Here is a 25,039-nt window from a genome sequence, read left to right on the forward strand (position 1 = left end):
CCTCGATGTCGGCTCATCGCATCCTGGGGCTGAAGTAGGTCCCAAGGGTTGGGCTGTTCGCCCATTAAAGCGGTACGCGAGCTGGGTTCAGAACGTCGTGAGACAGTTCGGTCCCTATCCGTTGTGGGCGCAGGAAATTTGAGAGGAGCTGTCCTTAGTACGAGAGGACCGGGATGGACGAACCGCTGGTGAATCTGTTGCATACCAAATGCACAGCAGAGTAGCTATGTTCGGAACGGATAAACGCTGAAGGCATCTAAGCGTGAAGCCGCCCTCAAGATAAGATTTCCCATTCGAAAGAAGTAAGACCCCTTGAAGACTACGAGGTAGATAGGTCAGAGGTGTACGCACAGTAATGTGTTTAGCTTACTGATACTAATAGGTCGAGGGCTTGACCAAAGAAAAGATGTGTGATAGAATTGATGAAGTAAGTACATGTTCGGTTTTGAAGGTGCTTGAAAGAGCATAAAATTTCTGGTGGCGATGCGCCTGTGGGAAACACCCGTACCCATCCCGAACACGACGGTTAAGACGCAGGCGGCTGATGATACTTGGCTGGAGACGGCCCGGGAAAGTAAGTGGCTGCCGGATTCCATTAAAAAAATCCCGGGGTGTAGCGTAGCTTGGCTAGCGCGCCTGATTTGGGATCAGGAGGTCGCAGGTTCAAATCCTGTCACCCCGATAACTCTTTATGGTTATGGTGGGTATAGCCCAGTTGGTTAGAGCGCCAGATTGTGGCTCTGGAGGCCGTGGGTTCGAGTCCCACTACCCACCCTTGTTTCTTTAATTTTATTATGGGTCACTAGCTCAGTCGGTAGAGCACTGGACTTTTAATCCAGGTGTCTCGGGTTCGAACCCCGAGTGACTCATATGCAGACGTGGCGGAATTGGCATACGCGCTAGACTAAGGATCTAGTCCGGGTAAACTGGGTAGGGGTTCAAGTCCCCTCGTCTGCACCATCTGCGCGAATGGCTCAGTGGTAGAGCATCGCCTTGCCAAGGCGAGGGCCGCGAGTTCGAATCTCGTTTCGCGCTTTTACCTATCATATTTGAATGATGGGCTGTCGCCAAGCGGTTAAGGCACAGGACTTTGACTCCTGCACTCGGTGGTTCAAATCCACTCAGCCCAGGATTCAAAAAACTTAATATTTTTAATGGGCTGTCGCCAAGTGGTAAGGCAATGGATTCTGACTCCATCATGCGCAGGTTCAAATCCTGCCAGCCTAGTTTTTTTACTCGTAATGAGTATAATATGTATTAAATATCATTCAGTTTACGCAGACGTGGCGGAATTGGCATACGCGCTAGACTAAGGATCTAGTCCGGGTAAACTGGGTAGGGGTTCAAGTCCCCTCGTCTGCATGGTATTTAGTTCATAATATCGGGGTGTAGCGTAGTTTGGTTAGCGCGCCTGGTTAGGGACCAGGAGGTCGCAAGTTCAAGTCTTGTCACCCCGATTTTTTTATGCTTATTTTTATATATAAACAAAACGATCATCTTTTTGATATGTACCCTCTTTACTGGACAAACCAGTAAGGAGGGTATTTTTATGCGTTATAGTTATGAGTTTAAAAGAAAATGTGTTGAAATGTATTATCAAGGAAATTATCCTGATACTCCGGAAGGCATTAGCACAAAACGATTTCGAAGTAATATTAGAGAATGGGTTCGGATTGAAGAAGCATGCGGTCCTGACGCTTTGCATCATAAGACACATAATAAAAATTGGACTCCGGAAGCAAAACTTGAACTTGTTGCTAAAGTAATAGCAGGAGCATCCATTAGATCTGTTTCCGTTAGTGCTGGCATTAATGGTGGAATGTTATGTCAATGGGTTCGCAAATACAAGATTTACGGTTATAATGGTCTTATATCAAAACAGAAAGGACGTAAATCGAAGAATCCCGATATGAAAAAGATCGGCACAAGAAAACCACCAAAACCTAATGAATCCGAGTACGAAGAATTAATCCGATTAAGAGCTGAAAATGAATATATGAAAGCTGAAATCGAAGTGATAAAAAAAGAGATCGCCTTGAGAGAAAAAAAGGAAGCTGCATGACTCAAGGCGAAAAAGCAGCAATCATCAAAGAATTGCGTGAAGAAGGATACCAACTAAAGCATTTTCTTAAAGCCATGCATATGGCTAAATCTACTTATTATTTTAAAATAAGTAAGAAAGATGTTGTTGTTGAACGCAATCAGAAACTACTGGAAGAAATAAAAAGTATTTTTGATTTACACAAACGCAGATATGGCGTAAGACGAGTTTATCAAGAACTTAAAAACCGTGGATATAAGGTAAACCATAAACGTGTACAGCGTCTTATGCATGAAGCAGGATTAGCCGGAAAACGTCCAAAAGAAAAATACCATTCTTATAAGGGTGAAGTGGGCAAGATTGCTGATAACATAATAAATAGAGACTTCAGTACAACTGCTCATTTACAAAAATGGACAACAGATGTATCTCAGTTCAATTTTTCATGGGGAAAGTGTTATATATCTCCGGTACTGGATATGAATACGAATGAAATCATTTCATACGATTTATCAATGAGTCCTAATCTTGAACAGATAGAAAGGATGCTAAATAGAGCATTTGAAAAATTTCCTTCGGTTGAAGGTTTAATATTTCCTTCTGATCAAGGCTGGCAGTATCAACATGCCTATTACAGAAAAACTTTACAGGAACATGGAATTATTCAGTCTATGTCACGAAAAGGTAATTGCTATGATAATTGTATTATGGAGACATTCTTTGGAAGATTAAAAAATGAGATGTACTATGGCTATGAAAAAGCTTATTCTTCTTTTGAAGAATTCTCAAAAGCTGTTGAAGAATATATAAACTACTACAATAACAAAAGAATTCAGGCAAAAACAAAATGGATGCCACCTGTGCAATACAGGATAGCATCCATGTGTTCAGCTTAGTTCGTAAATATGTGTCCAGAATTCTGGGTACATATCATTTTTAGATGGTCGTTTTGTTTTGCTCATATTAATTTTTTATGAAGTAAATTTATTGCATCGATACATTTGCTTTCATCAACCAATATACACAGCTTTGTTTCAGATAAGCTTATAGCGGTAAAATTGATGTTATTTGCTTTAAGCACTTCAACTATTTTTATAAGCACTTCCGGTTTGGTATGAAGTGAAGTTCCTACTATTGAAATTTTTGCTAAATCAGTCTGTACTTCTGTTTTAATCTGTTCATTGATTGATTTTACCTTGTTTAAAATACTTTCAATTTCAGACTGTTTTGCGGAAAATGAAATACATTTATCAGATATGGAAACCATATCAATAATAGTTTTATTAGTACTTAATAATTTTAACAAACTATAAACGTCATTTAAGTTACTTATTGTTATGTATGCCTGTAATTTTTCTGCTGTAATACCGCTTATTGGCTTAGAATTAATCTCCGAGCAGTCTGTAACCAATGTTCCGGGATTATCCGAGAAACTGGATTTAACAGATATATCAATGCCTGTGTTTTTTGCAAGCTCAACTGAACGGTTATGCAGTACCTTGGCACCTAACGAAGAATAGTTAAGCATTACGTTATAATCTATGGATTCCAATAAAACCGCATTAGGAACAATTCTCGGATCGGCTGTATATATGCCGTTTACATCTGTGTAAATTTCGCATTTGTCAGCTTTAAGTGCCGCAGCTATTGCAACAGCGGTTGTATCAGAGCCTCCTCTGCCAAGTGTTGTTATATCCATAGAATTATTTATACCTTGAAAACCGGCTATAATAACTATTTTTCCGAGAGAAAGCTCATGTTTAATTCGTTCTGTATTTATTCCTGTTATTCTTGCGTTTCCATAGTCATCCGTTGTAAAAATTCCTGCCTGCCATGCGTTTAAGCTTATTGCTTTATAGCCGAGTGATATAAGAGCCATGGACATAAGAGCGGCAGACTGTTGTTCACCGGTTGATAACAGCATATCGAGTTCACGTTTCGGAGCGTCGATAATTATATTGTTTGCAGTTTCAATGAGCATATCGGTAGTGTTTCCCTGTGCGGATACAATTACAACAACATTATTGCCTGAATCATAAGAAGCCGCAATTTTATTTGCGGCATTAAAAATTCGTTCTTTATCTGCGACTGAAGAACCACCATATTTTTGAACAATTAACAAAGTAATCACTCCGTAAAGATTTTTATTCTTCAACAAAGCTTGCACCGTCAATATCGGGCTTCAACAATTTTAAATCCCAATGGTCGGGCAGCTTTTTAAAAGCATCAAGCATATTTTTTTCAAATTCTTCTGCTTTGTCATCTGTTATGATTGCCATAAGAGTAGGACCGGCTCCGCTGAGATATTCAGCAATAGATCCATTTGCTCTTGCTACCTCAAAAACCTCGTCATAGTCTCTTATAAGACTTTTTCTGTACGGCTGGTGAATTGCATCGTCCATAGCAACACGAAGGTTATCGAGGTTTCCTGTCATCATAGAGGCAACCATAAGTCCTGTTCTTGATGAATTAAATATAGACTGACTTCTTGTATATGAATCCGGGAGTACTGCACGGGCCTTTTTGGTTGAAAGAGTGAATTCCGGTATCATAACGGCAAACAAAATATTTTTAGGTACATTTAATTTTACATATTTCATGCCCTCTGAATACATAGCACTTATTATCATATCGCCGAATATTGCCGGATTTGAATTATCCGGATGGCCTTCGAGTTTAGCCGCTTTTTGTGCAAGCTCTTCTTTTGAATAATTTTTACCGGATAATATATTTGCGGCGATAAGTCCGCCTACGATACAAGCGGCAGAGCTTCCTAAACCTCTTGTCATCGGAATGTGGTCGTCCTGTATAAGTCTTATTCCGGGCATAGGAATATTCTCGGCTTCGTAAAAATCCCTTATGGTACTGTATATTAAATTAGATTCATCTTTGGGAATGTTTTCATTTGTTTTAGACGAAATTTCAATTCCCGAAGGGATTGTTTCTACCCATATTTCATTGTAAAGCTGTAAAGCTATTCCGGCACAGTCAAATCCCGGTCCCATGTTCGCAGAAGTTGCTGGTACTTTTATATGTAACATAGTTATGTCCTCCGTTTATATTATTCTCTTGCGATTATTTTAAGTGAACGTACTCCGTCAATATTTGCAACTTTATTTACGAAATCACCAAGCTCCATTTTGAGGTTTTGCGTTTCGATGGTTATAGTTACGTTTGCTATACCGTTAATGGGAATAGTCTGGTTTATTGTGAGTATGTTTGCACCGGCGGAGGCCATCGAGTTAAGGACTGCGGAAAGTTTTCCGGCTGTATTATCAATATTTACTGAAAATGTTACATTTTTGCCTCGACTGTGTTCATAGAGAGGAAAAATAGCATCACGGTATTTATAAAATGCACTTCGGCTTATACCAACGGTATTTACGGCATCCTGTACAGTTCTTTCACGTCCGCTTTCAAGTAAATTTTTTACTTCCATTACTTTAATAAATATTTCAGGTAAAACATTTTTGTCAATTATATAAAAATTTTTGTCTTCCTTCATGTAATATCTCCTGTTCATATATAATAAACATTTGTTTTTGATACAAGGAATGATAGCACATAATAGAATTTTTTGCAACCGTTATATTATATGTTAAATAAATAATATAATCGTTTTAATATTTAAAGTCTTTTAAGGACATTATATATCGGTCTGATCTTTCACGCATAAGCTGCTCCTTGTCGGCAGAATATTCATCATATACAGCTATTACTTCTGCACCGGAAAGCTTTGCACCTATAAGTGAGTTTGGAACGTCCTCAAATATATAGCACTGCTCCGGCTTAAGTCCGATTGCTTTTGCGGCAGCAATGTATATATCGGGATGTGCTTTGTTTTTGCCGATATCATCACAATAGATAAAAGCATCAAAATATTCAAAAACACCGTTGTTTTTTAGAACCGCATATGTAAGCTCCTTGACATTTGAGGTAGCTATTGCTATGGAAAAGCTGTCTTTTTTCAATTTTTGAATAAGCTCCTTTGCACCATCTTTTAACTTGATAGCGTGAGAGTATTCATAATATGCAAAATCAAAAAGCTCTTTGACTATTTCTTCCGGTGTTTTTCCGAGATTGAAACGAGTTGTTATGTATTCGGCTCCTTCAAGAAACGAACGTGATGTAACTGTCTGCCAGTATTCTTCATCGGGAATAAAATTGTATTTTTTTGCAAGCATATAATCGGCTTTTTCCCATACATCCATTGAATCTACAAGAGTACCGTCAAGGTCGAAAATAACGCCTTTTTTATCCATAAAATTAATCTCCTATTCAGTATTGTAATCAATATAATCAGTTAATTATATAATTTTTATCCTAATACGGCAATTATAATATTATTACAATGGATTTTTTGCTTAATTTGTTCAAAAAGTGCTTTAAATAAACAATATTTATAAAAATATTATTTGTTTTAAATATTAATTAAATCTGCTATAATACTACATAATAAAATTCAGGAGGAAAACATGAACTCTGATTTTGACAGGATATTTCAAATATTTTCAGATAAATTTAACAGAACTTACTCAAATATAACAGGAAAACAAAAGAAGGAGATAGCATATCTTTCTCCGACTGTTTTCGGACGCTGGTATTACAGCGCACTTTTTCCCGAAACAATTTTGTCACCTTCCATGATATTGACAAGCCAGAAGGAAAATATCGAAGAAAACGGATTTTATGATTTTAATGTGCATTTTAAGCATTTGAATGAAAATATACTTGATTTTGAATTTACAAAATACTTTTATTCATGTGAATGCCATCCGGTTATAGATGATATAGAAATGCTTATGAAATATATATCACCGTCTTTAATGCTCAGGAATATGGATAAGCTTGAAAATTCGGATATAAAAGCATTGCAGAGAAAGCTTTCTGTTTCCGACAGATATTATATTGAGTATTTGTATGAGCTTGCCAGAAGACTTGGATTGCTTAAGCGTATACCGTCATTATTTGATGTATGTATACAGCCAGACAACGACAATGAGTTTTTTAGGCTTACAAATGAGGAAAAGTTCAAAAGAATTGTTGAAGAATCCTATTCAATATGTGCCGACGGCCTTAACAACGAAATTCCCTTTGACTTATGCGAAGTAGAGCCGGAAATGATTAAGGAATATTTGATTAAGCCTATTTCGGTTGACGATATTTTTGTCGAGCTTTACGGAAATTCTGATGTAGACTTAAAGGATATATGGGAAAAATCTGAAAAGGAACAGCTTTCGGAAACTGATGCGGCAATATTGTCAACGGTATTTTATGTAGGTATATATTTCGACAGATTTTTTATAAATATATTTGGAATGTATCTCAGACTTATAAGACCGGTATATTCATTCCCGTTGAATTTCAGGGAAATAATAAATGCTCTTTATACTACAATAACCATTGACGGCGAAAGAGAAAATGAGCTTTTTATGCCATGTACCTCTTACAGCCATACTCTTGTCGGAAAGAAATTTTTCAATACATTTTCGGATAATGATAAAAAATATCCGCCTATACCAATGGAAAGAATACTGATGTCACTTGAAGGGATAGACATACTTGATCAGGCGGCAAGAGAAACCGTTGAAAGTGAGTTTTCTAATGTAAAGATATATAAATTTAAAGCAATTCTCAACAGAGATAAAAGGCTGTGGAAGAAAATCGAAATGGAAGGCGATACATCTTTATGTGTTGCGGCAAGCCATGCCTTTATGATGTTTATGCAGACGGAAAATACGGATATTAAAATTAAGCTCGGAAGCAATAACAAGGTTACGGCACAATATATTGCATCACCGAAAAATTCGTATTATTCTGAAATAAATACTACGTTGATGGATATTATACCGATTGACGGAGATACGATTATTTTCGGCAGTGGAGATAAAACAATCGAAATGCACTGCTATGATATTGAAAAACCTTGCAGAGAAATTATATATCCGAGAATTACCGAGCAGAGCAATGAAATAACACAGCTTGAACATGATATGTACGCATTTGAATAAAACACTTATTTATGAAAAGAGGAATATAAATGGAAACATTAATGCATATGCACGGCGGCGACCTTGATGCAATAGAGCGTGAATACGGAATACCGAAAAACGAAATTTCGGATTTCAGCGGAAATATAAATCCGCTCGGTTTTCCGAAAAAAGCGGCGGCAAAGCTTGCCGAAAATATTGCAATGGTATGCCAGTATCCCGATAAAAATTATTTTGCTTTGAGAAAAAGCATAGGGGGATATACCGGAGCTAATCCTGAGCACATTGTTGTCGGAAACGGCTCAACGGAGCTTATATCAACATTTATTAAATCTGTAAACGCAAAGAGAACGCTTATTATGGGACCGGCATATTCAGAATATGAAAATGCGGTAAAAACAATAGGCGGAGAATATACATATTTTGAACTTAAGGAAGAGGAAAACTTTGAGCTTAATGTTGAGCGTCTTTTAACGGAGCTGGACGGAGATGTCGGTCTGTTCATTGCCTGCAATCCCAATAATCCTACGGGAACGGCAATCAAAACAACAGATATGGAAAAAATACTTATCCACTGCAAAACAAAGGGCATAAGCGTAATGACCGACGAAACATATATCGAGTTCAGCGATGAGATAGATAAAATCTGCTCAATACCGCTTGTTGAAAAATACGATAATATTTTTGTTATAAGAGGAATTTCTAAATTCTTTGCAGCTCCCGGACTCAGACTCGGTTACGGAATTACATCAAGCAAAAAATTCCATGATATGCTTGCACAGAACCAGGATCCGTGGTCTGTAAACATTCTTGCAAGCTATGCCGGAGAACAGATTTTTACCGATACGGAATTTATAGAAAAAACAAAAAAGCTTATATCGTCGGAAAGAAAGAGAATGTATGATGAAATAAGCTGTTGGAAAAATGTTAAGATATATAAATCGGCATCAAACTTTATGCTTGTAAAGCTCCTTACCGATAAAGTTGATGCGGCGGAGATATTTGATTATATGATTAGAGAAAAAATGGTCATAAGAGATGCGGCAAGCTTCACATTTCTTGATGAAAGCTTTTTAAGATTCTGTGTGCTTTCTCCCGAAGAAAATACAAAGTTCCTTACAGAGCTGAAAAAAATAGTGGAATAAAATTAAAGGTCGGAATTCCTTTTAAGAGGTTCCGACCTTTGATATTATTATATATTTATTTTTGTCCGTAGCTTTTCATCATTTCCTGCATTGCCGCAATGTTTTCGGGTGATATGCCTGCCGGTTTTCCGCCGGAGGCTTCTATCATATATAAAATCTGTGCGGTCATTTCCAGTATTTTAGCTGTCTTGAAGGCTGATTTCATATCCTTTCCGAGGCATACAGCACCATGTGAATTGAGCAGACAGGCGTTGGCTTTTTCTCCGACAGCCTCGGCACAGTTTTCCATAAGTTCACGACTGCCGGGAAGGGCATATTTTGAACAGCGTATTGTGTCGCCGAGCACCTGTGCCGCCTCATCGGTTATTATAGGAATATCTCTGCCCTGTGTTGCAAATACCATTGAATATATCGGATGAGTATGTATAATGGCGTTGACTTCGTTTCGCTTTCTGTATACGGCAAGATGAAGATCCTTTTCGATGGTCGGCTTTCTGAAACCGTCTTTTATGTTTCCGTCTATATCACATACAACAACGTCATCTTCTGTTATTGCGCTGTAATCCATGCCGCTGGGTGTAAGATAAACCAGACCTGTGCTTCTGTCCATTGCACTTATGTTGCCCCATGTTTCAACGGTAAGACCTGAACCGACCATTTTTTTGCCGCTGTCAACAATAAGCTTTTTATAATTTATTTCTTCAGACATTATTTTAAACCTCCGGCTTCGGCTTTCTTTTTGAATATTTCCTTGAATGATTCTTCGTAAGGATATGTTGCTATGCCGTATTCGGTAACGATACCTGTTATAAGGTCGCAGTCTGTAACGTCAAAGGCAGGATTGAATACCTTAACTCCTTCGGGAGCCATACGCTTTTTGTACCACATTTCCGTTACCTCGTGTGCGGGACGTTCTTCTATTTTTATATCCTTGCCTGTCTTGGTATTCATATCGATAGTCGATGTAGGTGCACATACATAGAAGGGCACATTGTATCTTTTTGCGGCAAGAGCAACCATAGATGTACCTATTTTGTTTGCCGCATCACCGTTGGCGGCAACTCTGTCACAGCCGACAAATACTGCGTTTACCCAGCCGTTACGCATTACTGTTGCGGACATATTGTCGCAGATAACCGTTACATCTATACCGGACTGGGAAAGCTCAAAGCTTGTCAGTCTTGCACCCTGTAAAAGAGGTCTGGTTTCATCAGAGAAAACGTGGAAATTATAACCTCTTTCCTGTCCGAGATACATGGGAGCGGTTGCTGTTCCGTATTTAACCGTTGCAAGCTTCCCGGCATTGCAGTGAGTGAGAAGACCGTCACCGGGTTTTACAAGAGTAAGACCGTATTCGCCGATAGCCTTGCATACACGAATATCTTCTTCTCGTATTTCGACTGCTTCTTTGTGGAGAGCCTCAACTATTTCGGGAATTATCTTATCGCTGTTTTTTGTTACAATGTCCTCCATTCTGCGTAATGCCCATGAAAGGTTTACCGCTGTCGGACGGGCAGAATCGAGATAATCCTTAGCCTTTTTGAATTCGGCATAGAATTCGTCATAGTTGTCAGCCTTTATTTCTCTTGCGGCAAGATATATGCCTATTGCGGCGGCAACACCGATGGCAGGTGCTCCTCTTACCTGGAGAAGATATATTGCATTCCATATTTCCTTCTGCGTTGTAAGATAAAGTATTTCCGTATGGTACGGAAGCTGTGTCTGGTCAATTATGACAAGGGCGTTCTTTTCTTCGTCAAGAGCGACTGTATCATAATCCATTATTGTTTTTTCCTCATTCATTTATATTCACTCCTTATAAGGGATATTTTTTGACTGCAATGTTTATTGCACGACGGTAATCATCTCCGCATTTAAAGCTTTCACGGTGCATTATATAATCCTTTGCAAGAGAAACAACTATTTTTTCGGCTCTTGCACGTTTGTTTTCGTCGCTTATTGTTGTTATATCCTTTACGTTTGCCATGCCTACAATACGTCTTATGGACTCTATTCCGGCACAGCCTGCCGTATCCGACAAAATGCCGCTGAGATACCATTCCTTAAAGCCCTTTGTTTTTGCCATTGTGTCGGTTACATATTCGTCGTATATTGCATTATATTTCTTGATAAATAAATCTATTGTGTCACATATGGAGTCTATACACCATGAGCAGAAACGCTGTTTTTCGTCCTTGTCCTCTATTTCCGCATCGCCGTTTGTCCATGCAAAGAAAAGATTTGCGATTACGTTTCCTATATCATAGCCCATAGGGCCGTAGAAAGCAAATTCGGGATCGAAGAAATAGGTATGTTCCTTGTTTATGAATACCGAACCGGTGTGGAGGTCGCCGTGTATAAGTGCCTGTGCGTTGTTCATAAATTCAAATTTGAGCTTGGCTGCCTCAAGTCTTAATGTCTCGTCATCATAAAGCTCCTTTTTCATAAATTCCGCATTGGGAGGAAATACATGGTTTCTGTTAAAGCAGTCCGTATAAGGCTCGGTATATACAAGATCTTCGGTAATTCCGCAGAGGTCTGGATTGATAAAGTTGCCGACAAGCTTTTTCTTTTCCTTGTGATCCATTACAATATCCGAGGTTCTTAAAAGACAGTTAGCCATGAAGGTGGTCACATGGTCTGCAAAAAGAGGATATACTTCATGATTTAAAAGACCTGTACGCATCATTGTGTGGCCTATCATATCCTGCATTATCATTGCACACATTGTTCCGTCGTAAAGATATATTTTTGGAACAAGCCCCTCTGCATAGGAATTCTGTATAGAAAGAATTTCCGATTCTATTCTGCCTCGGTCGGTGGAAACGCCCAAATCCGGCTTTATTCTTGTTTCAAGTCCGGCCTGCTTAACGATTATGCTTTTTCCGTTTTCGTCCTGTACTCTGAAAACATAGTTTATATTTCCGTCACCGATTTCCGTACAGCTTAATTTTGCATCTTCGGAAAAATATGTAAGCTTTGACTGTACATATTTGGGTACGTCCTCTGTGGTCATTAAAAAATATTTGCTGAAATCCGACATGGTAGTCCTCCCTTTGGTTTTTATGTATTTTCATAGCCTCGGTATTGAAGTGCCTCGGCCGCATGAGCAAGTGTTATTTTTTTACTTCCGTCAATATCCGCTATTGTGCGTGAAAGCTTAAGTATTTTGTGATATGCTCTCGCACTCAGCTTAAGATTTTCAAAAGCGGTTTTTACAAATTCCTCCGCATCTTTTTCAAGCACGCAGTATTTTGCCGTCTGTGCCGCAGAAAGCTGTGAATTGAAGAAAATTCCTTCTTTTTTGTATCGTCTGAGCTGTATATCTCTTGCGGCGGCAACACGTTTTTTGATGTCGGCTGAGGTTTCGCACACTTCGTTGCTGTTCAGCTCGTCGTATTTTACATCGGGTGTTTCTATAAAAATATCAATTCTATCCATAAGCGGCCCGGAAATCCTGTTTCTGTAACGGCTTATTTCGCCGTTGGAGCAATGACAGCGTTCATCTCCGAGATAGCCGCAGGGACATGGATTCATTGCGGCAACGAGCATAAATTCCGCCGGATATGTAACTGTACCGTTTACTCTGGATATTGTAACTTTTCTGTCCTCCATAGGCTGGCGGAGTGCTTCCAGAACATCTCGTCTGAACTCCGGAAGCTCATCAAGGAACAATACTCCGTAATGAGCAAGGCTTATTTCTCCCGGACGTGGATTTTTGCTGCCTCCGGTCAATGCCGCCGCTGATATTGTATGATGCGGTGAACGGAATGGTCGGCTTTTTATAAGTGCGTCGGAATTTTTTAACAGACCGGAAACACTGTATATTTTGGTTATTTCTATGCTTTCCTCAAAGGATAAATCCGGAAGTATGGACGGAAGTCTTTTGGCAAGCATTGTTTTGCCTGTTCCGGGGTGTCCGGAAAGCAGTATGTTGTGATAGCCTGCGGCGGCAATCTCCATTGCCCGCTTTACATAAGCCTGTCCCTTTACTTCGGAAAAATCGGGAAGTTTTTCGTCATCGCATGAAAAAATGCTGTCTGTATCCACCTTATATGCGTCTATATTTATTTTTCCGTTTAGAAAATCAACGAGCTGTTTTATGTCCTTGACGGGATATATTTCCGCACCTTTTACAAGGGCGGCCTCATCACGGTTATCGTACGGAACAATATATTTGTTGATTCCGTTTTTATAGGAGCTGTATACAATGGGAAGTATTCCGCTTATGGGATTGAGAGAACCATCAAGCGAAAGCTCACCTACAACCAATGTGTTTTCAAGACTCTCTTGTCTGATAATGTCCATACATACAAGCAGTCCGAGAGCTATTGGAAGGTCAAACGCCGGACCTTCTTTTCGGATATCTGCCGGAGCAAGATTGACGGTTATTTTCTGTGCAGGTATGGAATATCCGGAGTTTTTTATGGCTGTTCTTACACGTTCCTTAGATTCCTTAACGGCAGAGCCGGGAAGACCGACAATTTCAAAGGAAGGAAAGCCGTTGGACAAATCGGTTTCAACATTAACAGTGAAACCGTCTATTCCGATTACCGTACTGCTCAAAATTTTAGAAAGCATTGTTTAACCTCCGTATCTTTTATAAATATATAATAACAACTGTGTCAATATGGTGCAACATATCTGTGAAATATATATGAAAAAATTTTTGTGGTTGAATTTATTTTAAAAACAATATATTATAAAACTCATGCAAAGGTGCACCCGGATAAGTATTGTTTATGTTTTCTGACGGGAATGATGAATATGAAAGAAATAAATGAAGAATATTTTATAATGTGGCTGAGCCGTGTTCATGGAATGGATAATAATATTATGGATAGGCTCATAGAATATTTTGGATCCGCAAAGGGAGTATATAATGCCTCGATAGGCGATTTATATGATGTTTGTGGAATGAAAACCGCAGAAAATATTTACGGTATGATTAAAAACGAAAGCCTGATAAAATATATAAATGACCTGAAAAGAACCGGAGTTGATTTTGTTTCCAAGTATAACGAGCTTTATCCCGAAGGACTTAAATATATTGACGATAAGCCAATGGGAATATATTATAAAGGGAAACTGCCGGATAAAGATGAGCTGATGGTTTCCGTTGTAGGTTCAAGAAGATGTACCGAATACGGAAAGACCGCAACGCTTAAGCTTTCAACTGATCTGGCAAAGCACGGAATAACAATAGTCAGCGGACTTGCGGACGGAGTGGATTCCTACGCATCTATGGCGGCACTTGATGCCGGAGGAAGAACGATAGGCGTTCTCGGAACGGCGATAAATAAATGCTATCCGTCAACGAACAGAGGACTTTTCGGAGCTGTTATAGAAAACGGCGGCTGCATTATTTCCGAATATGCGCCCGATATGATTACGAACAAATACTGCTTTATACAAAGAAACAGGATTATTGCCGCATTGTCGGAAATACTGGTTGTTACCGAGGCGGCAGAAAAAAGCGGAACATCGACAACCGTTGAGGCTGCACTTGAATACGGCAAAAGCGTATTTGCCGTTCCGGGCAGTATATTCAGCAAATACAGCAAAGGCACAAACAAAATGATAAAGGAAGGTTGTCCGCCTGTTACCTGTGCGGAGGATATTTTGTTTGAGCTCGGTTTTGAACCCGAAGAGGCAGAGGAAAATAAGAATAAGAAAAAAGAAATCATTAAAAATATAAATGAAAACGGAAAAAGAATAGTTAAGGTTTTGGAAAACGGAGAGGCAAACATTGAAAAGCTTATTTCCGAAACCGGGCTTACGGCTGCGGCTCTCCAGGCAGAGCTTGCCATGCTTGAGGTAAAAGGAATTATCCGAAGACAGCCGGGCCAGAGATATATTCTTGTATTGTAGGAGGAAATTAAATTGGCAAAAAAAGCTGCTGAGAATACAGTGACAACAGAGGAAAAGACAGCAAAAACTACAAAAAAAGCTACTAAAACAAAAACAACGACAAAAAAGAAAACAGCGTCAAAAGTTAAAAAAGCAAAGAAAAAGCTTGTTATAGTCGAATCACCGGCAAAGGCTAATACAATAATGAAGTTTCTCGGTAAAAATTATGTCGTTATGGCATCTATGGGACATGTAAGAGATTTGCCGAAGAGCCAGCTCGGTGTTGATCTTGAAAACGATTATGAGCCTAAATATATAACAATAAGAGGAAAGGGAGAGCTTCTCAGTGCATTGAGAAAAGAAGCGAAAAATGCCGACCATGTTTATCTCGCAACTGACCCTGACCGTGAAGGTGAGGCAATAAGCTGGCACTTGATGACAGCGTTAAATCTTGACGAAGAAAAAACAGACCGTATCACATTCAATGAGATAACAAAGGATGCTGTCGAAAAATCAATCAAGAGTGCAAGAAACATAGATATGAATCTTGTTGATGCACAGCAGGCAAGACGAGTTCTTGATCGAATTGTCGGATATCCTGTAAGCCATCTTCTCTGGCAGAAGGTTAAGAGCAGATTAAGTGCCGGAAGAGTACAGTCCGTTGCACTCAGAATGATTTGCGAAAGAGAAGATGAAATAAGAAACTTTATTCCGGAAGAATACTGGACAATCAGTGCGGTTGTAACTGACGAGGATAAAAATAAGTTTGATGCAAAGCTTTACGGAACAACCGATGCAAAGATAGAGCTTAAGAGTAAAGAAGATACGGATAAGGTTCTCAATGCCATAAAGGACAACGATTTTGTTGTTAAGGAAATAAAAAGAACGGAAAAAAACAGAAAGCCTTATCCTCCGTTTACGACAAGTACATTACAGCAGGAAGCAAGTAAATATCTTAACTTTACGGCACAAAAAACAATGATGCTTGCCCAGCAGCTTTATGAAGGTATAGAAATAAAGGGCAACGGCACAGTCGGCCTTGTTTCATATATCAGAACGGACTCGGTTCGTATATCGGACGAGGCATATGAAAACGCATCGGAGTATATAAAAGAAAATCTCGGCGAAAAATATCTTCCTGACGAAAGAAACATATATAAAACAAAGAAAAACGCACAGGACGCACATGAGGCTATACGACCGACATATGCTACAATGACTCCCGATAAAATAAAGGAATCACTTTCAAATGACCAGTATAAGCTTTATAAGCTCATATGGGAGAGATTTATTTCAAGCCAGATGGCTCCTGCCGTATATGAATCTATGACGGTTACACTTGAAAACAACGGCTATCTTTTCAGAATTAATGCGTCGGTTATAGCATTCAAGGGCTTCCTTGAGGTGTATAACCGAGTTGAGGAAACCGAAAATATAATCAAATTCCCTAAGATAGAGGAAAATAAAAAGCTTTCTGCAAACAAAATACTTCCGGAGCAGCATTTTACACAGCCTCCGGCAAGATATACAGATGCTTCTCTTGTAAAAACTCTTGAAGAGCTCGGCATAGGACGCCCCAGTACTTATGCACCCATTCTTGCTACAATAATTGCAAGAAATTATGTCACAAAAGAGAAAAAAGCCATATTCCCGACAGAGCTCGGAGAAATAATAGATAATATACTTAAGGAATATTTCCCGGACATTGTAAACGTAGGCTTTACTGCTGAAATGGAGTCCGAGCTTGATAAGGTTGAGGAAGGCAAAGAGGAATGGAAAAAGGTTATCCGTGACTTTTATCCTCATTTCGGCAAAGAACTTACCAATGCAATGGAAAAGCTTGAAAAGATTGAGATTAAAGATGAGGAAACCGATGTTGTCTGCGAAAAATGCGGAAGAAACATGGTTATTAAATTCGGCAGATACGGAAAATTCCTTGCATGCCCGGGCTATCCCGAATGCAACAATGCAAAACCATATTTTGAGGCAGTAGATGCCGAATGCCCTAAATGCGGCGGAAGAATACTTAAAAAGAAATCTAAAAAAGGCAGAGTATATTACGGCTGTGAGCATAATCCCGAATGTGATTTTGTTTCATGGGATATGCCGGCAAAGGAAAAATGCCCTAAATGCGGTTCGTATATGGTCGAAAAGGGCAAAAATCCTGTAAGACTTCTCTGCTCAAACGAAAAATGCGGATATACGGAAGAAAAAAAGACAAATGATGAAGAATAATTCATTATTTGATAAAAAAATCGTTGTAATGGCGGCGGTTTAGTGGTATAATATCTGCCGTAACTGATGAAAATCAATAAAACACACATATCGGAATTAACCGCATGGTTGCTCTTATACGCAGGAGTTTGCCGGCTTATCCGATGTGGAGGTAAAAAACCAGGAGGTAAATCATGAGCGTAATTTCAATGAAACAGTTATTAGAAGCAGGTGTACATTTCGGACACCAGACAAGAAGATGGAACCCTAAAATGGCTCCTTACATCTTCGCAGAAAGAAACGGCATCTACATCATCGACCTTCAGAAGACAGTTAAGAAGGTAGACGAGGCTTATGCAGCAGTCAGCGACATCATCAGCGAAGGCGGAGAAATCCTTTTCGTAGGTACAAAGAAGCAGGCTCAGGAATCAATCAAAGAAGAAGCTGAAAGATGCGGAATGTACTATGTAAACGAAAGATGGCTTGGCGGTATGCTTACAAACTTCAAGACAATCCGTACAAGAATCGCAAGACTTATCGAACTCGAAAAGATGCAGGAAGACGGAACATTCGAAGTACTTCCCAAGAAGGAAGTTGCAGTTCTTCTTCATGAAAAAGAAAAACTTGACAAGAACCTCGGCGGTATCAAAGAAATGACAAGAATCCCCGATGTTATGTTTGTAGTAGATCCCAGAAAAGAAAAGATTGCTATCCAGGAAGCACATATCCTTGGAATTCCTGTTGTTGCTATCGTAGACACAAACTGTGATCCTGAAGAAGTAGATTATGTTATCCCCGGCAACGATGACGCTATCCGTGCCGTAAAACTTATCGCTTCAAAGATTGCTGATGCAGTAATCGAAGCAAAGCAGGGCGAACAGCAGACAGCTGAAAGCACAGAAGCAGAAGCTGCAGAATAATCTATTATTTTACAGGAGGACGTAAAAATGGCTATTACAGCAAGCATGGTTAAAGAACTCAGAGAAATGACAGGCGTTGGTATGCTTGACTGCAAGAAAGCTCTTGCAGAGACTGACGGCGATATGGAAAAGGCTGTTGAATACTTAAGAGAAAAAGGTCTTGCCGCTTCAGAAAAGAAGGCCGGACGTATTGCATCAGAAGGTGTTTGCCTTTCATATCTTTCAGAGGATAAGACAACAGGCGTTATCGTAGAAGTTAACTCAGAAACAGACTTCGTTGCAAAGAACCCTGTATTCAGAGAATATGTTCTTCAGGTTGCTGAGCAGATTGCAGGCTCAACAGCAGCAGACGTTGATGCACTTCTTAAGGAAACATGGAAGTTTGATACAACAATGACAGTTGCTGAAGCATTAAGCAGCAAGGTTGCAGTTATCGGTGAAAACCTTAAAATCAGAAGATTTGAGAAATATGTTAAGGAAGGTAAGGGTATTATCGTTTCTTATATCCACGGCGGCGGAAGAATCGGCGTTATGATTGACATCGATTGCGAAAACGCAACAGAAGCTGTTGAAGAAATGGGCAAGAACATTGCAATGCAGATTGCAGCTCTTAATCCTAAATTCATCGCAACAACTGATGTTCCCGCTGAATTCCTTGCTAAGGAAAAAGAAATTCTTACACAGCAGGCTAACAACGATCCTAAGAACGGCAAGAAACCCGCTAACATCATCGAAAAGATGATTGAAGGTAGACTTAACAAAGAATTAAAGGAAATCTGCCTTATCGAGCAGCCTTATGTTAAGGATGGCGACCTTACAGTTAAGAAGTATATCGAATCTGTAGCTAAAGAAGTTGGTGCTCCTATCGCAATCAAGAAGATGGTTCGTTTTGAAACAGGCGAAGGTCTTGAGAAGAAGGAAGAAAACTTCGCAGAAGAAGTTGCTAAAGCAGCTAAAGGCTGATAATTGAAAAATTGATTTTTACAGTCCTGTGATTAAGTTCATAGGACTGTTTTTTGTGCATAAATAAATTTGGTCGGACAATTTGTGATAAAATATAAACAAAGTTAAGGCTTTTTTATTGTATTTGTACCTGTTTTGTAGTAAAATATCGGTATAACAACAGAGAAAATATAAATTAGGTGATAGGTATGGGTACGGATAAAAAAGAAGAAATCATGGAGGAATCGGCGGTTGACCAGCTTAAGGGAAAAGCCTATTCTAAAGTGCTTAATTTTGTTAAAGAAAATATAAGCAACGGAAAATTTAAGGTCGGAGAGAAGCTTCCGACAGAGCGTGAGCTTTCCGAAAAGCTGGAGCTTAGCCGAAATTCTGTAAGAGAGGCTTTGCGTACTCTTGATAATATGGGGATGATAGAGTGCAGACAAGGCTCCGGAAACTATCTTACGGGAGATTTGAGAAAAAATATTGAGCAGTCATTTGCGATGATGTTCATGCTCAAGCAGATTGATGATAAACAGATAAGTATGCTCAGACGAGCTGTTGATATTCAGGCAATCAGACTTGCTGTAAGAAATATAAGTGATGAAGAAATAGAAGAGGTAAATAATTTCTTTGCACAGTATATGTCTATTGAAAGGGATAAGGCCGCATTTGTCGATAAGGAATTTCATCTTATGATTGCTAAATATTCCAAGAATGAATTGTTCGTTATCATTAATGATGCTTTGTCGGAAATAATGGATAAATTTATTTTTAAAGCACGTAACCTTGTCATAAAAAATCAGGGTGATGTTATCACTGTTATGCATGTTGAGATGATGAAGGCACTTATAGAAAGAAATGAACAGAAGGGCGTTCTTGCGGTTAATACCCATTATGATATAATCGATAGATATTTATAATAATTAATAATTATGGCGGCAGACATTTTATGTGTCTGTCGTTTTTTGGTATTGACTTACAGAATGCTATGTTATATCATAATTACAAATGAAATTGATATTTTCCCCTTTAATAATATCGATTAGTAATTCCTGCTTAGATTTTTCTAACAAAAAGCAACTCCCGGTTTGTTTTACAAACCGGGAGTTGCTTTACTTAGTATCTGATGGATTGGGGAATATGGATACTAATACTGATTCATGGATATATAATGTTCATTAACACTTATTAAAATCGTTTGTTTTAATTATTTCTCGAAAAGTTCTTTAACATCAAACATTGCTTCGTTGTTGAACTTGTGAGCTTCGTGTTTTTCTCTTACTTCATTGTTGTGAGGTGCGTTGAATAAAAAGTTTACGTCGAATGTGTTAGAATTTGTGAAATGTCTCATATAAATCATCCTTTCAATTTAAATATGTATTAAAAATTTTTATTAGTTACAAAGTATCTACGTTCTTTCGGCTGCTCAGTAAAATCTGTTGAGCAACGAATCTGTCTAAGAGATGCAGGTGATAAATTATTTCTGATGTCATAGTACCCGATTGATGTTGTTGTCATAACTTTCGCCTCACTTTCTTAGTTGTTCTACCAATTTCCTTTTGATGAGTTAATGGTACTACCATTGAACTGATTTGTCAATACTTTTTTTGTTAATTTTTAAGTTTTTTTATTTTTTATTTTTTAGGTTAAAATATACATAAAACATAAAGCGTTGCTTGGTATAATATGTACAAAACAAACATTGTTTTGAGTTTTATGCTTTTATATTAATACTTTACCATAATTTCTACACTGCGAAAGATTTGCTTGAATAGTAATTTACTGTTCAAATTGTCTATACGGTGTTCGGATTGGTTCAACCACATTCTGTGGCTTAAAATAATAAATGTAAAAGCTTGAATGCTATTGTTGCCATGATACATAACAGTATAAGCGTGTATGTATATGCAGATAATTTATAAGTCATGTCTTCAAGCTGTTTTTTGCCTTTTGCTTTTTTCATTATGTATTACTCCTTTGCTTTTACAAATGGGGAAGATATATGTGCGGGTGTGTTGCACATATATCATCAGGTGTATTTAAACGGATGTCTTATTCCGATAATTCTTTGTTAAAAATATCCCTGCTGTTTTTATTTAAGCTGTTGTGATTTCTTGAAGAAGCTTTAGTGGGCTTATCAAATAAATAGTCAAGATCAAATGTTGTTGATTTTGTAAATAAATTCTTTTCTCTCATAATAATTGCTCCTTTCATGTATATTGGTTCTACCAATTCTTTAATTAAATGGTACTACCAATTATCGAACTTGTCAATACCTTTTTTGAAAATATTTTAAAAAAGTAAAAGCTTTAATGCACTATATAAAATTCTTTGATTTGACCAGAAAATGGAGTATAATATCTATGACTTTGCATTTAAAAATAAATGCTTATTTTGGAGAAATGAATTATGAACAGTACTTTAAAAATCAATCAAAACGAACTCCTTTTTTCTAAAGCGGATTTGAAAAAGCTTATTTTTCCTCTGCTTATCGAACAGCTTCTGACTGTTACGGTCGGCGTTGCCGATTCGGTTATGGTTGCTTCCGTCGGTGAAGCGGCTGTTTCGGCGGTATCTCTTGTCGATTCGATAAATATACTTCTTTTTTATATATTTTCATCGATTGCAACAGGCGGAGCTGTTGTTGCCGGACAGTATCTCGGCGGCAAAAGACCGAAGGATTCATGTCGTACCTGTGACCAGCTTTTAAATCTTCTCGTTATTGTTTCGGTTGCGATAATGATATTAATGTATGTTGGCAGAGGCTTTATACTGAATACACTTTTCGGACGGATAGAGCCTGATGTTAAGCATTATGCGGATATTTATCTTCTTATAGTTTTTGCGAATATTCCGTTTGTTGCTATTTATTGCTTTGGAGCGGCTATGTTCAGAGCTATGGGAAATACAAAAATATCCATGAATACCTCGATGCTTATGAATGTAATAAATATTGCCGGTAATGCGATACTTATTTACGGTTTCCACAGAGGAGTTGAAGGTGTTGCTATTCCTACGCTTGTTTCGAGAATTGTGGCGGCAGTTGTAATAGTAAGGCTTTTGAAAAACCAATCGCTTACAATACATATGAGTGAGAAACTCAATCCTAAGCTTGAAGGCGAAATGGTCAAAAGAATATTGTGTATCGGTATTCCCAACGGAGTTGAAAACAGCCTTTTCCAGCTCGGTAAAATTATTCTTTTGAGCTTTGTTTCGGGACTCGGAACAGTTTCCGTTGCGGCAAATGCTGTCGGAAATACAGTATGCACCTTCCAGTGTATGCCGGGTATGGCAATAGGCTATGCGGTTGTTACGGTTGTAAGCCATTGCGTCGGTGCGGACAGATACGATCAGGCTAAGTATTATACTAAAAAATTACTTAAGATTACATATATATTGATGATTATTGTAAATGTTGTTATACTTGCACTTCTTCCGGAGGTTGTTAAGCTCTATAACCTTTCGCCGGAAACCGGAGCGCTTGCCGAAAAGATACTTACGCTTCATGGCAGCTTTGCAATGGTAATATGGCCGCTTTCGTTTACGCTCCCCAATACATTAAGAGCCGCAAACGATGCAAAATATACAATGATAGTAAGCGTTATTTCAATGTGGACAATAAGAATAGGTCTTGGTATGCTTATGGGAGCATATTTCAATCTCGGCGTTATTGGCGTATGGATTGCAATGATTATCGACTGGTTTGTAAGAATTATATTCTTTGTTACCCGTTACAGAAACGGAAAGTGGATGAACTTAAAGCTTATTTAAAGAGAGGTTTATATGGAAAGAGCAAGCGGAATACTCTTGCCGGTGTTTTCTCTTCCCGGTGAATACGGAATAGGAACATTCGGAAAAGAGGCATATAAATTTGTAGATTTTTTGAAAAAATCCAAGCAGAAATACTGGCAGGTGCTTCCATTGGGAGAAACAGGCTGTGGAAATTCGCCGTATTCAAGCTATTCGACATTTGCACTGAATCCGTATTTCATTGATCTGGACGAGCTTATTAATGAAGGTCTGCTTACAAAGGACGACTGCAAATGCCTTGATACAGATGAGAAATATGTTGATTATGAGCGGCTTGATAAGCATAAGCTTGATGTGCTTAGAACAGCATATAAAAATGCAGACAGTGAATTGCTTTCATTGAGCAAAGAATTTGAAAAAGAGAATATATGGCTGCATAGCTATGCCTTATATATGGCACTTAAGGAAGAATTCAATATGCTTCCGTGGAACGAATGGCAGGACAATATTCGTTTGAAAAACAAAGAAACGGTTGCGTATTACGAAAATCTGCTTTCTGACAAAATACGATTTTATGTCTTTGTGCAGTATATAGCGTTCAGCCAGTGGAACAGGCTGAAAAAATACGCCAATGATAACGGAATAAAAATAATAGGTGATCTTCCTATATATGTTGCAATGGATTCAGCAGACGTATGGGCTGAAACCGAAAATTTTGCATTTGATAAAAATTATAAGCCGCTTGATGTTGCCGGAGTACCTCCCGATTATTTTTCGGAGGAAGGACAGCTTTGGGGCAATCCTTTATACGACTGGGACAAAATGAAAGAGGACGGCTACGGCTGGTGGATAAGAAGAATAGACGGTGCAAACAAGCTTTTTGATATAATAAGGATAGACCATTTCAGAGGTCTTTCGGCATACTGGGCAGTACCGTCCGATGAAAAGACAGCAAAAAACGGAGAATGGCGGAAAGGTCCCGGAATAGATTTTATTAATCGAATGAAGGGATGGTTCGGCGGAATAAATATAATAGCCGAGGATTTAGGCATACTTGATGATGATGTTAGAGAACTGCTTAAACAATCAGGCTTTCCGGGCATGAAGGTACTTGAGTTTGCTTTTGATTCAAGCAGAAACAGTGATTATCTTCCGCATAAGTATGATAGAAACTGTGTCTGCTATTGCGGCACACATGACAATGCTACATTAAAGGAATGGCTTACGGAAGGCGATAAGGAAGAAACGGACTTCGCAAAGGAATATTTCCGCATAGACGATAATTCGAATTTTAATTACGGGATTATTTTCGGAGGAATGGCGTCGGTTGCGGATTTGTTTGTTGCCCAGATGCAGGACTATCTGGAGCTTGGAGGCGAAAGCCGGACAAATATACCGGGAAAAGCCTTCGGAAACTGGAAGTGGCGAATGGAAAAACAGGCTTGTACAGACGAGCTTGCTGAAAAAATAGCAAAAATAACAGAGCTTTACGGACGATAAATTAAGAGAGGATTTGATTTTGTTGAAACTTGCTGACAGACTTTATAAATCGGTTGAGGACATATGGAACAGCTATCTTGAGCATCCGTTTGTAAAAGGACTTGCCGACGGAACACTTGATATAGAAAAGTTCAAATTTTATATGGTTCAGGATTACCGTTATCTGCTTGAGTATGCTAAAGTATTTTCGCTCGGCGTTGTAAAAAGCCGTGATGAAGAGCTTATGCGTAAGTTTGCACTTATGGTAAAGGAAACTCTTGACGGAGAAATGGATATTCATAAAAGCTATATGAAAAGACTTGGTATCACACATGAAGAGGTTGAAAATTCAAAAACTTCGCTTATGAATCAGTCATATACTTCATATATGCTTGATGTTGCGTTTAAGGGCGATGCACTGGATATTCTTGTGGCTGTTTTAAGCTGTGCATGGAGCTATCAGGTTATAGGCGAGAACCATATCAAGGTTCCCGGAGCTATCGAAAACGAAACCTTCGGCGAATGGATAGAAGGCTATACATCTGATGATTATAAGGCAAATACACAGGAGATTATTGATCTTGTAAATAAACTCGGTGAAAATATAACAGAAGAAAAAGAGGCTTATCTTAAAGAAGTGTTTGTTAATTGCAGTAGATTTGAATATGCTTTTTGGGATATGTCATATAAAATGGAGATATAATT

Annotated in this window: 23 protein-coding genes, 9 tRNA genes and 2 rRNA genes; 23 read left to right on the top strand and 11 right to left on the bottom strand. The window is 38.5% G+C overall.

Translation table 11 applies throughout. The annotated features are described in order from the left end of the window. The 13 genes from KQI66_RS03130 to KQI66_RS03190 all read left to right on the top strand — a co-directional run. A 23S ribosomal RNA gene (locus KQI66_RS03130) occupies nt 1-399 on the top strand; the annotation flags it as partial. A gap of 74 nt (nt 400-473) precedes the next feature. Then, nucleotides 474-591, top strand: a 5S ribosomal RNA gene (gene rrf, locus KQI66_RS03135). 16 nt (nt 592-607) lie between these two features. Beyond that, a tRNA-Pro gene (locus tag KQI66_RS03140) sits at nt 608-682 on the top strand. Between the two features lie 18 nt (nt 683-700). Then, nucleotides 701-774 (top strand) — tRNA-His (locus tag KQI66_RS03145). Nucleotides 775-796: 22 nt separating this feature from the next. Continuing rightward, a tRNA-Lys gene (locus KQI66_RS03150) sits at nt 797-869 on the top strand. A gap of 3 nt (nt 870-872) precedes the next feature. Continuing rightward, nucleotides 873-960, top strand: a tRNA-Leu gene (locus KQI66_RS03155). Nucleotides 961-963: 3 nt separating this feature from the next. Then, nucleotides 964-1,035: transfer RNA gene (locus KQI66_RS03160), tRNA-Gly, on the top strand. A 22-nt stretch (nt 1,036-1,057) separates the two neighbouring features. After that, a tRNA-Gln gene (locus tag KQI66_RS03165) sits at nt 1,058-1,130 on the top strand. Nucleotides 1,131-1,155: 25 nt separating this feature from the next. Next, nucleotides 1,156-1,227, top strand: a tRNA-Gln gene (locus KQI66_RS03170). Nucleotides 1,228-1,277: 50 nt separating this feature from the next. Beyond that, nucleotides 1,278-1,362 (top strand) — tRNA-Leu (locus tag KQI66_RS03175). Nucleotides 1,363-1,382: 20 nt separating this feature from the next. Next, nucleotides 1,383-1,457: transfer RNA gene (locus KQI66_RS03180), tRNA-Pro, on the top strand. A 92-nt stretch (nt 1,458-1,549) separates the two neighbouring features. Next, on the top strand, nt 1,550-2,062 hold the full coding sequence (locus tag KQI66_RS03185) for a transposase (protein ID WP_216427237.1): 513 nt from the start codon (nt 1,550-1,552) through the stop codon (nt 2,060-2,062). After that, on the top strand, nt 2,059-2,937 hold the full coding sequence (locus tag KQI66_RS03190; protein WP_216427238.1) for an IS3 family transposase: 879 nt from the start codon (nt 2,059-2,061) through the stop codon (nt 2,935-2,937). Before KQI66_RS03185 ends, KQI66_RS03190 begins: the two co-directional genes overlap by 4 nt. Before the next feature lie 62 nt (nt 2,938-2,999). Here the strand turns inward: KQI66_RS03190 and KQI66_RS03195 are convergent, their stop codons facing one another. The 4 genes from KQI66_RS03195 to KQI66_RS03210 all read right to left on the bottom strand — a co-directional run bounded on the left by KQI66_RS03195 (nt 3,000) and on the right by KQI66_RS03210 (nt 6,303). Beyond that, the gene (locus KQI66_RS03195; RefSeq protein WP_216427239.1) at nt 3,000-4,163 is read right to left on the bottom strand and encodes an aspartate kinase; all 1,164 of its coding nucleotides are present in this window, start codon (nt 4,161-4,163) and stop codon (nt 3,000-3,002) included. A 22-nt stretch (nt 4,164-4,185) separates the two neighbouring features. After that, a complete protein-coding gene (gene thrB / locus KQI66_RS03200; protein ID WP_216427240.1) occupies nt 4,186-5,082 on the bottom strand; it encodes a homoserine kinase in 897 nt (298 codons plus the stop codon). 20 nt (nt 5,083-5,102) lie between these two features. Continuing rightward, nucleotides 5,103-5,546, bottom strand: a complete 444-nt coding sequence (locus tag KQI66_RS03205; RefSeq protein ID WP_216427241.1) for an ACT domain-containing protein — start codon at nt 5,544-5,546, stop codon at nt 5,103-5,105. A 115-nt stretch (nt 5,547-5,661) separates the two neighbouring features. After that, on the bottom strand, nt 5,662-6,303 hold the full coding sequence (locus KQI66_RS03210; RefSeq protein ID WP_216427242.1) for an HAD family hydrolase: 642 nt from the start codon (nt 6,301-6,303) through the stop codon (nt 5,662-5,664). 213 nt (nt 6,304-6,516) lie between these two features. On the opposite strand from KQI66_RS03210, the gene KQI66_RS03215 reads away from it, so the two are divergent. Then, nucleotides 6,517-8,052: a hypothetical protein gene (locus tag KQI66_RS03215; protein WP_216427243.1), complete on the top strand. Its 1,536-nt coding sequence runs from the start codon at nt 6,517-6,519 to the stop codon at nt 8,050-8,052. Nucleotides 8,053-8,081: 29 nt separating this feature from the next. Continuing rightward, on the top strand, nt 8,082-9,176 hold the full coding sequence (locus KQI66_RS03220; RefSeq protein ID WP_216427244.1) for a pyridoxal phosphate-dependent aminotransferase: 1,095 nt from the start codon (nt 8,082-8,084) through the stop codon (nt 9,174-9,176). 55 nt (nt 9,177-9,231) lie between these two features. Here the strand turns inward: KQI66_RS03220 and KQI66_RS03225 are convergent, their stop codons facing one another. From KQI66_RS03225 to KQI66_RS03240, 4 genes are read right to left on the bottom strand one after another with little or no spacing between them, the layout of a single operon-like run. Then, nucleotides 9,232-9,885, bottom strand: coding sequence for a class II aldolase/adducin family protein (locus KQI66_RS03225; protein WP_253287646.1), 654 nt, complete (start codon nt 9,883-9,885; stop codon nt 9,232-9,234). Next, nucleotides 9,885-10,979: an S-methyl-5-thioribose-1-phosphate isomerase gene (gene mtnA, locus KQI66_RS03230; protein WP_216427245.1), complete on the bottom strand. Its 1,095-nt coding sequence runs from the start codon at nt 10,977-10,979 to the stop codon at nt 9,885-9,887. Before mtnA ends, KQI66_RS03225 begins: the two co-directional genes overlap by 1 nt. Nucleotides 10,980-10,992: 13 nt before the next feature. Next, nucleotides 10,993-12,219: an S-methyl-5-thioribose kinase gene (mtnK, locus tag KQI66_RS03235; RefSeq protein WP_216427246.1), complete on the bottom strand. Its 1,227-nt coding sequence runs from the start codon at nt 12,217-12,219 to the stop codon at nt 10,993-10,995. Nucleotides 12,220-12,239: 20 nt separating this feature from the next. Further along, entirely contained in the window at nt 12,240-13,757 is a 1,518-nt protein-coding gene (locus tag KQI66_RS03240; protein ID WP_216427247.1) for a YifB family Mg chelatase-like AAA ATPase, read from the bottom strand. 186 nt (nt 13,758-13,943) lie between these two features. On the opposite strand from KQI66_RS03240, the gene dprA reads away from it, so the two are divergent. The 5 genes from dprA to KQI66_RS03265 all read left to right on the top strand — a co-directional run bounded on the left by dprA (nt 13,944) and on the right by KQI66_RS03265 (nt 20,025). Next, nucleotides 13,944-15,047 carry a DNA-processing protein DprA gene (gene dprA, locus KQI66_RS03245; RefSeq protein WP_216427248.1) on the top strand — a complete coding sequence of 368 codons (1,104 nt, stop codon included), beginning with the start codon at nt 13,944-13,946 and terminating at the stop codon, nt 15,045-15,047. Between the two features lie 150 nt (nt 15,048-15,197). After that, nucleotides 15,198-17,261 (top strand): type I DNA topoisomerase, encoded by a 2,064-nt coding sequence (gene topA, locus KQI66_RS03250; RefSeq protein WP_334300582.1) that lies wholly within the window; start codon nt 15,198-15,200, stop codon nt 17,259-17,261. A 173-nt stretch (nt 17,262-17,434) separates the two neighbouring features. Further along, a complete protein-coding gene (gene rpsB, locus KQI66_RS03255) occupies nt 17,435-18,160 on the top strand; it encodes a 30S ribosomal protein S2 (RefSeq protein WP_216427249.1) in 726 nt (241 codons plus the stop codon). A 27-nt stretch (nt 18,161-18,187) separates the two neighbouring features. Beyond that, nucleotides 18,188-19,123, top strand: a complete 936-nt coding sequence (gene tsf / locus KQI66_RS03260) for a translation elongation factor Ts (protein WP_216427250.1) — start codon at nt 18,188-18,190, stop codon at nt 19,121-19,123. A 188-nt stretch (nt 19,124-19,311) separates the two neighbouring features. Further along, nucleotides 19,312-20,025, top strand: a complete 714-nt coding sequence (locus tag KQI66_RS03265) for a FadR/GntR family transcriptional regulator (protein WP_216427251.1) — start codon at nt 19,312-19,314, stop codon at nt 20,023-20,025. Nucleotides 20,026-20,312: 287 nt separating this feature from the next. Here KQI66_RS03265 and KQI66_RS03270 read toward each other — a convergent pair whose 3' ends face one another. From KQI66_RS03270 to KQI66_RS03275, 3 genes are all read right to left on the bottom strand, one after another. Beyond that, nucleotides 20,313-20,456 carry a hypothetical protein gene (locus tag KQI66_RS03270; protein WP_216427252.1) on the bottom strand — a complete coding sequence of 48 codons (144 nt, stop codon included), beginning with the start codon at nt 20,454-20,456 and terminating at the stop codon, nt 20,313-20,315. Between the two features lie 483 nt (nt 20,457-20,939). After that, nucleotides 20,940-21,068 (bottom strand): hypothetical protein, encoded by a 129-nt coding sequence (locus KQI66_RS11385; RefSeq protein WP_256441568.1) that lies wholly within the window; start codon nt 21,066-21,068, stop codon nt 20,940-20,942. 89 nt (nt 21,069-21,157) lie between these two features. Then, the gene (locus KQI66_RS03275; RefSeq protein ID WP_216427253.1) at nt 21,158-21,301 is read right to left on the bottom strand and encodes a hypothetical protein; all 144 of its coding nucleotides are present in this window, start codon (nt 21,299-21,301) and stop codon (nt 21,158-21,160) included. 213 nt (nt 21,302-21,514) lie between these two features. Between KQI66_RS03275 and KQI66_RS03280 the strand changes: the two genes are divergently transcribed. The 3 genes from KQI66_RS03280 to tenA are packed head-to-tail and all read left to right on the top strand — an operon-like array spanning nt 21,515 to nt 25,037. Next, nucleotides 21,515-22,876, top strand: coding sequence for an MATE family efflux transporter (locus tag KQI66_RS03280; protein WP_216427254.1), 1,362 nt, complete (start codon nt 21,515-21,517; stop codon nt 22,874-22,876). A 12-nt stretch (nt 22,877-22,888) separates the two neighbouring features. Next, on the top strand, nt 22,889-24,355 hold the full coding sequence (gene malQ, locus KQI66_RS03285; RefSeq protein ID WP_216427255.1) for a 4-alpha-glucanotransferase: 1,467 nt from the start codon (nt 22,889-22,891) through the stop codon (nt 24,353-24,355). 19 nt (nt 24,356-24,374) lie between these two features. Then, nucleotides 24,375-25,037: a thiaminase II gene (gene tenA / locus KQI66_RS03290; protein ID WP_330654986.1), complete on the top strand. Its 663-nt coding sequence runs from the start codon at nt 24,375-24,377 to the stop codon at nt 25,035-25,037. The last annotated feature ends 2 nt before the right edge of the window (nt 25,038-25,039 follow it).

The sequence above is a fragment of the Anaerotignum sp. MSJ-24 genome (assembly GCF_018918145.1).
Classification (GTDB): domain Bacteria; phylum Bacillota; class Clostridia; order Lachnospirales; family Anaerotignaceae; genus Metalachnospira.